The following is an 8,134-nucleotide window of genomic DNA, read 5'->3' on the forward strand; positions in this document are numbered from 1 at the left end:
CGGCACGCCGCTGGCCGGGGCCGACGGCACGCCGGTCGCCGGAGCGGCAGGCGTGGTCGCGGCCGGCGCGGGCTTGGCGGCCTGCTGGGTCGCGGCGCCGCCGAGAAGGCCGAGATCGGGCTTGCCCGGGGTCGCGGCGGCCATGCTGCGGCTGGCCTGCCAACCCATGAACAGGCTGATCACGAAGAACGCGATCGCCAGCCACTTGGTGGCCTTGGACAGGAAGTTGGACGAACCGCGAGCACCGAACACCGTGGCCGAGGCGCCGCCGCCGAAGCCCGAGCCCGCCTGCGCACCCGCGCCGCGTTGCATCAGGATCAGCGCGACCATCGCGATCGCGATCAGTACGTAGATGACGTTGAGGAACAACAGCATCGTTGAGGATTCTTCGCTAAGGGGAGCTTGTTACGACCGCGGCGGACGGGCGGGGTTCACCGGTTCGCGCGATCAGGGTGCCGCCGCGGCTGCGATGGCGTTGAAATCGGCCGCGACCAAAGAGGCGCCTCCGACCAGGCCGCCATCGACGTCGGGCTGGGAAAACAGCGCGGCGGCGTTGTCGGCTTTCACGCTTCCGCCGTACAGAATCGGAAGCGAGCCAGCAATTCTAGCATCGTGCGCGGCGATTTCGCTACGGATGAATGCGTGGACTTCCTGCGCCTGCTCCGGCGTGGCGGTGCGGCCGGTGCCGATCGCCCAGACCGGTTCGTAGGCGAGGATCGCGCCTTCCAGGCCCAGCACGCCGACCAGTTCCAGCACCGGCGCGAGTTGTTCCTGCAGGCGCCACTGGGTCTTGCCGTCTTCGCGTTCTTCCAGGGTTTCGCCCACGCACAGCACCGGCGTGAGGCCGGCGGCCTTGGCGGCGGCGAACTTGCGCGCGACCAGCTGGCTGCTTTCGGCGTGGTACTGGCGGCGCTCGGAATGGCCGACCAGACCGTAGAGTGCGCCGACTTCCTTGAGCATCGCCGCGGAGACTTCGCCGGTGTAGGCGCCCTTGACGTTGCTGCTCACGTCCTGCGCGCCGAAACTCAGGCCGCGCTCGCCGTAGTGCTCGACCAGCTCGCCCAGGTACGGCAGCGGCGGCAGGATCACCCGTTCGACACCGGCCGGCGGCGTCTGCGCCGCGACTTCATCGAGCAGGGCGAAGGCGAATTCGCGGCTGCCGTGCAGTTTCCAGTTTCCGGCGACGATCTTGCGGCGCATGGCGATCCGTATGTTGCGAAGACGGCGCAGTCTACCTTCTGGGCGCTGCGCGGGCGAATGCGGCCGGGTGCGCGCGATGCCGCGATACGCCTCGCGCGGGCGGCCGCGATGTCGGCGGATTGGCACGCGCGTCGCTCTTTGCCTGCATCGCCCCTGCCCCCATAACTGCGTCATGAGCCGACCGACCGCCGCCGTGCTGCACAGCTTCGCCCCGATCGAATCGCCGCGGGCGCGAGTGCTGATCCTGGGCAGCATGCCCGGCGTGGCGTCGTTGAGCGCCGGGCGCTATTACGCGCATCCGCAGAACCGGTTCTGGCCGATCATGGGCGAGTTGATCGGCGCCGGGCCGGAGCTGGCCTATGAGCGCCGGATCGAGGCCTTGCGCGCGGCCGGGGTCGCGCTGTGGGACGTGCTGGCGCAGTGCGAGCGCGAAGGCAGCCTGGATTCGGCGATCCGCGACGACACCGCGGTGGCGAACGATTTCGCCGGCTTCCTGGCCCGCCATCGGCAGGTGCGCACCGTGCTGTTCAACGGCGCCAAGGCCGAGCACAGCTTCCGCCGCTTCGTGCTCAAGCCGCTGGCGCGGCCCGACCTGCGCCTGCTGCGGCTGCCTTCGACCAGCCCGGCCAATGCCTCGCAGCGCGGGGAGGCCAAGCTGGCGGCCTGGCGCGAGGCGCTGGGCGAGGCTGGGGTGAAGGTGCGCGGGGGGTGAATCTTCGCCGATCGGGCGAATCCCGCGGAGTCTTTTGTGGAAGGGGCTTCTGTGGGAGGGCAGCTTTTGTGGGAGGGGCTTCAGCCCCGATGCTTTTCGGTCAGGGTCCATGTTGTTGCGAGGCTGCTGAGCGAAAAGCATCGGGGCTGAAGCCCCTCCCACAAAAGCTGCCCCTCCCACAAAAGCCGCCTCTTCCACAAAATCTCGCTCAGCCCCATCGCTTCAGCCCCCAAATCGCGTATCGCGCTTGAAACATTCGCGCCCCCTGCCCCGGCGCCGGCCATCGGCCCGAAACCCTTGCCAGCACAGACTTTGCGCCCGATAAACACGGCTCCGGCGCCGGCCCGCGACACCCCGCCGCGGCGATTTTCTTCGCCCCGACCCTGTCCTGCGTCCGCCTGCCCCCCCGTTTCCTGGGGTTGACCGCCCGACAGGTCCATCCACAACCAGACGATCGCTTGCGCCGCCCTACAGCGGCGCGGGATGGACAGGCGCTTGCCCGCGAGGCGCAAGCCCTGCCCATCCAGGCGAAACGAGGTCTTCGGAAGGTCGAAACAGCGTCCGCGCCGCCTGGATCGAGGCGCGCGACGGTTTTCCCACCGCCGATCCGCCCATCGCCCATGGAAGCGATACCTCAAGGAGTTCCAAACATGAAGTCGCATCGCAATCCCCCGACCCGCCTGTCCCGCAAGCTCGCCGTACTCGGCGGCGTGGCCCTGTTCTGCACCGCCGCGCTGGCCAGCGCCGGCGAGAGCGTCATCCGCACGCCCTACGGCGATATCGCCGCGATCGACGCCCCCAAGTCGCAGCAGCTCAACGCCAAGACCGCCGCCGCCGCGCATCCCTTCGCCAGCGCGCGTCAACGCGCCGCGGTGCAGCCGCTGGTGTGGGTCGATCGCGACGCCAAGGCCGCGCCGGCCGCCCCGGCCGAACTGACCGACACGCTGGTCCGCACCGCCGGCAGCGCCCCGGGCGGCAACGCGCCGGCGTTCGGCAACTACCTCGCGCGCAATCACTTCCGCGCCACCTGGGACAAGCTCGAAGCGCTGGACGCGCGCCAACCGGCCGCGCCGGTCTCCGCGCTCGGCGGCGAGAAAGACGGCGCCCACTACGCCTACAGCCGCTTCCCCGGCAACTACTACACCAGCCAGTGGAAGGCCGCGCCGTGGAACAAGATCGGCAAGCTGTATTTCACCAAGCCCGACGGCAGCGGTTCGTACTGCACCGCGCAGGTCTCCAGCGGCAATTCGGTGCTGACCACCGCCGCGCATTGCGTGTACACCTTCGGCGCCGGCTTCAACTCGAACTTCCTGTTCGTGCCGGCCGAGCGTTACGGCGAAGCGCCGTACGGCAAGTTCGGCTGGAGCACCGCGCGCGTGCCCACCAACTGGATCACCTACGGCACCCGTCGCTGGGACGTGGCGGTGATCAAGCTGACCGGCGAGCAGACCAGCGGCCTGCCGGTGATCAACTACGTGGGCTGGCTGGGCCGCGCCTGGAATCAGCCGTATTCGCTGTACACCTACTCGCACGGCTACGCCAGCAACCTGAGCACGCAGTACACCAACATCTGCGCCGGCCAGACCTACGATTCGCCGACTGAAGGCACCAACGTCGTCGTCCAGGGCTGCGACATGACATACGGCGCCAGCGGCGGTGCGTGGCTGATCAACTACACGCCCAATTCCAGCGCCGGCAATCAGGTCAACAGCGTGGTCAGCGGCCCGCACATCGGCGCCTTCGGCACCGCGTGGGTCGGCGCGCGCTTCAACGACGACAACATCGTCGCGCTGTGCACGGCGATCGGTTGCTGATCGACCGGCGCCGACGATCCGATTCGCCGACGCGGCGATAAGCGTTCGACGGCGCCGCGGCGCGAATCACCACCGATGCGCGCGCAGGATGCACGCGCGCCGGCGAGGCGGCCGAGGGAACGGCGGCCTGGATCGAATTTAGTAGTCGAGTACGGGCCCCGGAGGCGGGCCTGCCGCGCGGCCAGCAGCCAAGGATGCCGCGGGCTGGGACAGGGACGTCCGCTTGTTCGAGGCGAAGCCGGCTTTCGGGCCGGCTTCGCCGTATGCGCGACCGAAATCGGCCTCAGTCATCGCCGCAAGCCGCATCAGTTGCCGGTTTGGTGACCGGTTACGGCGAACGCGCCCGCATTCGTCCGCGCCGCGCTCGTTTTCGCCCATGCCGCGCGATATAGAGTGCGCGGATGAACCGCATCGCCTCACCCGCCCGCTTGCCGATCCTGCCCTATCGCAAGCCCACGCAAGGGCGCGACTACTGGGTCGTGGACGACATCCTGCCCGACCCCGACGCCGTGCGCGCGCGCTGCCTGGCCAAGACCGACTGGGCCGAAGGCTATCCGTACAAACCCGAGACCTGGCCCGGGCTGCGCGCCACGCCCGGCCTGCAGGACGACGAACTGGCCCTGGTCGAGGCGCGCGTGCGCCAGGCCACCGGCGTGCAGAAGCTGTGGGTGGTCGAGCCGCCCGAAGGCCAGTACTTGAACCACAACTGCGTGCAGGTGGTCGGCATCGACGAAAGCGAGCCGCGCCCGCACACCGACTCGCGCCTGCTGTGCCGTTACGCCGCGGTGCTGTACCTCAATCCCTCGGTGCCGGACCAGTGCGGCACCGGCTTCTATCGCCAACGCCTGGGCAACGGCCAGCGCGGCGGCAATACCGTGTCGCCGCCGCACGCCAATCTGGTGCAGGCGCTGGGCACCCGCTTCGTCGCGCCGGATTCCTTCGCCGAGGACGTGCTCGTCCCGCACCGCTACAACCGCCTGCTGCTGTACCGCTCCAACCTGATCCACAGCGCCAGCGGCTACTGGGGCCGCACGCTGGAGACCAAGCGCATGGCGGCGGTGTTCTTCTGGATGGCGTAGGCCGCCGGGCCCGCCGCGAACCGCCCGCCATCATCGGCGGCGAATACGACGAAGCCGGCGCGAGGCCGGCCTCGTTCATTGCATCGACGGTTGACCTGGCGCGGCTTACTTCAACTTGATCTCGCGCAGACGCTCTTCCAGATAGCCCTGCGCGGTGATCGGCTCGGGGTAGCGGCTGGGATTGTCCGGGGTGATCGTCGAGTCCAGCACGTCGATCAGGAAATCCGGATTCGGGTGCAGGAAGAACGGCGTGGAATAACGCGGCTGGCGCGCCTTCGCGCCCGGCGGATTGACCACGCGGTGGGTGGTCGAGGGATACACGTGGTTGGTCAGGCGCTGCAGCATGTCGCCGATGTTGACCACGATGGTGTCGGCGTCGGCGGTGAACGGCACCCACTCGCCCTGGTGCGACTTCACTTCCAGGCCTTCCGAACTCGCGCCGACCAGCAAGGTGATCAGGTTGATGTCCTCGTGCGCGCCGGCGCGGACGTTGGGGATGTCGTCGGCGGTGATCGGCGGGTAGTGGATCGGGCGCAGGATCGAGTTGCCGAAGTCGGTCTTGTCCGCGAAGTAGTTCTCCGGCAGGCCGATGTGCAGGGCCAGCGCGCTGAGCACGCGCGAGCCCAGGTTATCCAGCGCGGTGTACAGGCCGTAGGCCTGCTCGCGGAACTCGGGGATTTCCTCCGGCCACAGATTGGCCGGCATGTCCGAGGCGTACTTGGAGTCGCGCGGAATCTCGCGGCCGACGTGCCAGAACTCCTTCAGGTCGAAATGCTTGGCGCCCTTGGCGGTTTCCACGCCGAACGGGGTGTAGCCGCGCGCACCGCCGCCGCCGGGGACGTGGTACTTGCGCTTGACCTCGTCGGGCAAGGCGAAGAAGCGCTTGAACAGATCGTAGGACTGATCGATCTGCTCGGCCGGGATGCCGTGGCCGCGGATGCCGGCGAAGCCCCATTCGCGGTAGGCCGCGCCGAGCTCGGCGACGAAGGCCGCGCGATCGGTATCGAAGCGGCGGATGTCCAGGGTGGGAATCTGACTCACGTTGGGATCCTGTTGGTGTCTCTTCCGGGTAGGCGGCTATCTTCGCTCAAAGCTGACGGCCGCGCGCTACTGTGCACGTGGCGGCGCGATCGCGCCGGTTTCGTCCGGCGGGGCAGCCCAGGCTGAACGGCCGGCCCACCGGCTGCGTGCCCGATCGGCCGGCCCGTCTTCCGGCGGTGTCTTGCGGCATTGTTCCAGGCTAAAGTCGCGCCCCCGACCCCGGTGTCGCACGCCGGTCGCACCACCGCTGCCGAGAACCCATGCGCATGGAAGACCTCGCCGCCCGCCCAGCCTTCCCGGCGCGCCGTGCCCTGGCTTGGCTGACCGGCTTCATCCTGAGCAACGCCGCGCTCGCCATCGGCATCGCCTCGCTCAATATCCCCTTCGCCCATCTGGCCGAACACTGGAAGGCGGCGTTCTTCCTGACCCTGGCGCTGCCGGGGCATTTCATCTTCTTCGGCGCCCTGCTCGGGGTGCTGCCGCTGCTGCTGGGCTGGATCGGCCGGCGGCTGAGCTGGATGACGGTGTCGGCCGTGGTCTTGCAGGCGATTTGGTTATGTCTGCTGGTCACCGACGCGAAGGTGTTCGCCCTGTACCGCTTCCACCTCAATGCGATGGTCGCCAACATGGTGTTCGGCGGCGCCATGCAGGACCAGGTGGTGTTCTCCGGCACGGTGTGGGGCTTGATCGCGCTGGCGGTGGTCGGCGTGCTGGCGGTGGAGATCGCCCTGGCCTGGCTGTGGTGGCGCGCGCTGAACCGGCGCCCGGGGCTGGTCAAGATCCTCAAGGCCTGGTGGATCGCGCTGGCGGTGATGCTGTTCGGCCAGGCGATGGTGGCCTACTACGACGCCCGCGGCGACCGCGCGATCATGTCGCAGCTGCCCTACATCCCGTGGGCGCAGCCGATCACGCTGAAGGATTCGCTGCAGCGCTTCGGGGTCAAGAGCGATCCCTCCGCGAGCCTGCCCGGCGTCGGCCAGGGCCTGCTGAACTATCCGCGCCGCGCGTTGGACTGCGAGGCCGCGCCCAAGCTCAACGTGGTGGTGATCCTGCTCGAATCGCTGCGCCACGACGTGATGACCGAGCAAGTCATGCCCAACACCTGGCGTTATGCCCAGCAGTCGCAGGTGTTCGAAGATCACTACAGTTCCGGCAACGCCACCCGCTTCGGCGTGTTCGGGCTGCTGTACGGCCTGCCCGGCGGTTACTGGCATCCGATGCTGGCCGAACAGCGCGGCTCGGCCCTGATCGGTCAGATGAAGAAAGACGGCTACGCCATGCACATCTATGGCAGCGCGCCGTTGTACAACCCCGAGTTCGATCGCACCGCGTTTTCCGAGGTGCGCGAGCGACTGGTCAACGGCCCGCGCGAGCGCAAGAGCGCCGAGCGCGATCAGGCCATCTTGCAGGACCTGCAGCGCGACATCGCCGCCACGCCGGCCGACAAGCGTTTCTTCGGGTTCGTGTTCATGGATTCGACCCATCAGCCCTACTACATGCCCAAGGGCTATCCGCCGCTGTTCCAGCCGATGGCGAAGTCGATCAATCCGCTGGAATTCAGCCAGGACCACGATCCGCTGCCGGATTTCAACCGCTATCGCACCTCGGCGCATTACAGCGATTCGCTGATCGGCAAATTCCTGGCCGCGCTGCAGGCCAGCGCGTTCGCCGACAACACCGTGGTGCTGATCACCGGCGATCACGGCGAAGAGTTCAACGACCTCAAGCAGAACTACTGGGGTCACAACGGCAATTTCTCCGACTATCAATTGCACACGCCGTTCGTTCTGCATTGGCCGGGCAAGCCGGCGCGGAAGATCGTCAACACCACCTCGCACGAGGACTTCGTGCCGACGGTGATGAAGCACGCCCTGGGCTGCCGCAACGACAGCGCCGATTACAGCACCGGCCGCGATCTGTTCGGGCCGGGGCAAGCGGATCGGCCGCTGTTGGTGGAGAGTTGGTCGCAGCGCGGTATTCGTCAGGGCGACCGGATTTATCTGTTCGACAACTATGGCGCGGCGACGGTGGTGGATCGCAATTACCAGCCGTTGCCCGACGCCAAGGTCGATCCGGCGGCGGTGAGTCAGTCGTGGGAAATGTTGACGCGGTTTCAGCAGCGTTGATTTGCCCGAAAGCTTGAGCAAGTCAATTCGCCCCCGCCGCCGCTATTGCTGTGGCTGTGGCTTTGACTCCGGCTCCGGCTCTGGCTCTGGCTTGGCGCAGCTACTAACTCGCGAGACCAGGGACACCCAGAGGGCGGCGCACATGGACGTGCGCCGGGTCCC

General features: G+C 67.8%; 7 protein-coding genes. 4 read left to right on the forward strand and 3 right to left on the reverse strand.

The window, feature by feature from the left end; genetic code table 11:
- Together secG and tpiA are read right to left on the reverse strand one after the other, a co-directional pair.
- Positions 1 to 375 (reverse strand): preprotein translocase subunit SecG (secG, locus tag J7J50_RS24070; RefSeq protein WP_215060855.1); only part of this gene is annotated, 375 nt, incomplete at its 3' end.
- A gap of 72 nt (positions 376 to 447) precedes the next feature.
- Positions 448 to 1,200, reverse strand: coding sequence for a triose-phosphate isomerase (tpiA, locus tag J7J50_RS24075; protein ID WP_215060858.1), 753 nt, complete (start codon positions 1,198 to 1,200; stop codon positions 448 to 450).
- Between the two features lie 172 nt (positions 1,201 to 1,372).
- On the opposite strand from tpiA, the gene J7J50_RS24080 reads away from it, so the two are divergent.
- From J7J50_RS24080 to J7J50_RS24090, 3 genes are all read left to right on the forward strand, one after another.
- Entirely contained in the window at positions 1,373 to 1,912 is a 540-nt protein-coding gene (locus tag J7J50_RS24080) for a DNA-deoxyinosine glycosylase (protein WP_215060860.1), read from the forward strand.
- Between the two features lie 650 nt (positions 1,913 to 2,562).
- A complete protein-coding gene (locus tag J7J50_RS24085; protein WP_215060862.1) occupies positions 2,563 to 3,726 on the forward strand; it encodes a hypothetical protein in 1,164 nt (387 codons plus the stop codon).
- A 401-nt stretch (positions 3,727 to 4,127) separates the two neighbouring features.
- Complete coding sequence (locus J7J50_RS24090; protein ID WP_215060864.1) at positions 4,128 to 4,805, forward strand: DUF6445 family protein; 678 nt, start codon at positions 4,128 to 4,130, stop codon at positions 4,803 to 4,805.
- Positions 4,806 to 4,910: 105 nt separating this feature from the next.
- Here J7J50_RS24090 and J7J50_RS24095 read toward each other — a convergent pair whose 3' ends face one another.
- Positions 4,911 to 5,846 carry a 2-oxoglutarate and iron-dependent oxygenase domain-containing protein gene (locus J7J50_RS24095; RefSeq protein WP_215060871.1) on the reverse strand — a complete coding sequence of 312 codons (936 nt, stop codon included), beginning with the start codon at positions 5,844 to 5,846 and terminating at the stop codon, positions 4,911 to 4,913.
- Between the two features lie 260 nt (positions 5,847 to 6,106).
- Here J7J50_RS24095 and J7J50_RS24100 point away from each other — a divergent pair, with 260 nt between their 5' ends.
- Positions 6,107 to 7,972 (forward strand): sulfatase-like hydrolase/transferase, encoded by a 1,866-nt coding sequence (locus J7J50_RS24100; protein WP_215060873.1) that lies wholly within the window; start codon positions 6,107 to 6,109, stop codon positions 7,970 to 7,972.
- Positions 7,973 to 8,134 lie beyond the last annotated feature (162 nt).

The sequence above is a fragment of the Lysobacter sp. ISL-50 genome (assembly GCF_018612875.1).
Classification (GTDB): domain Bacteria; phylum Pseudomonadota; class Gammaproteobacteria; order Xanthomonadales; family Xanthomonadaceae; genus Lysobacter.

What these genes read in the sequence shown, in the direction of transcription:
- J7J50_RS24090 (WP_215060864.1), top strand. Translation starts at nt 4,128, where the DNA reads ATGAACCGCATCGCCTCACCCGCCCGCTTGCCGATCCTGCCCTATCGC.
- J7J50_RS24100 (WP_215060873.1), top strand. Translation starts at nt 6,107, where the DNA reads ATGCGCATGGAAGACCTCGCCGCCCGCCCAGCCTTCCCGGCGCGCCGT.
- J7J50_RS24085 (WP_215060862.1), top strand. Translation starts at nt 2,563, where the DNA reads ATGAAGTCGCATCGCAATCCCCCGACCCGCCTGTCCCGCAAGCTCGCC.
- J7J50_RS24080 (WP_215060860.1), top strand. Translation starts at nt 1,373, where the DNA reads ATGAGCCGACCGACCGCCGCCGTGCTGCACAGCTTCGCCCCGATCGAA.
- tpiA (WP_215060858.1), bottom strand. Translation starts at nt 1,200, where the DNA reads ATGCGCCGCAAGATCGTCGCCGGAAACTGGAAACTGCACGGCAGCCGC.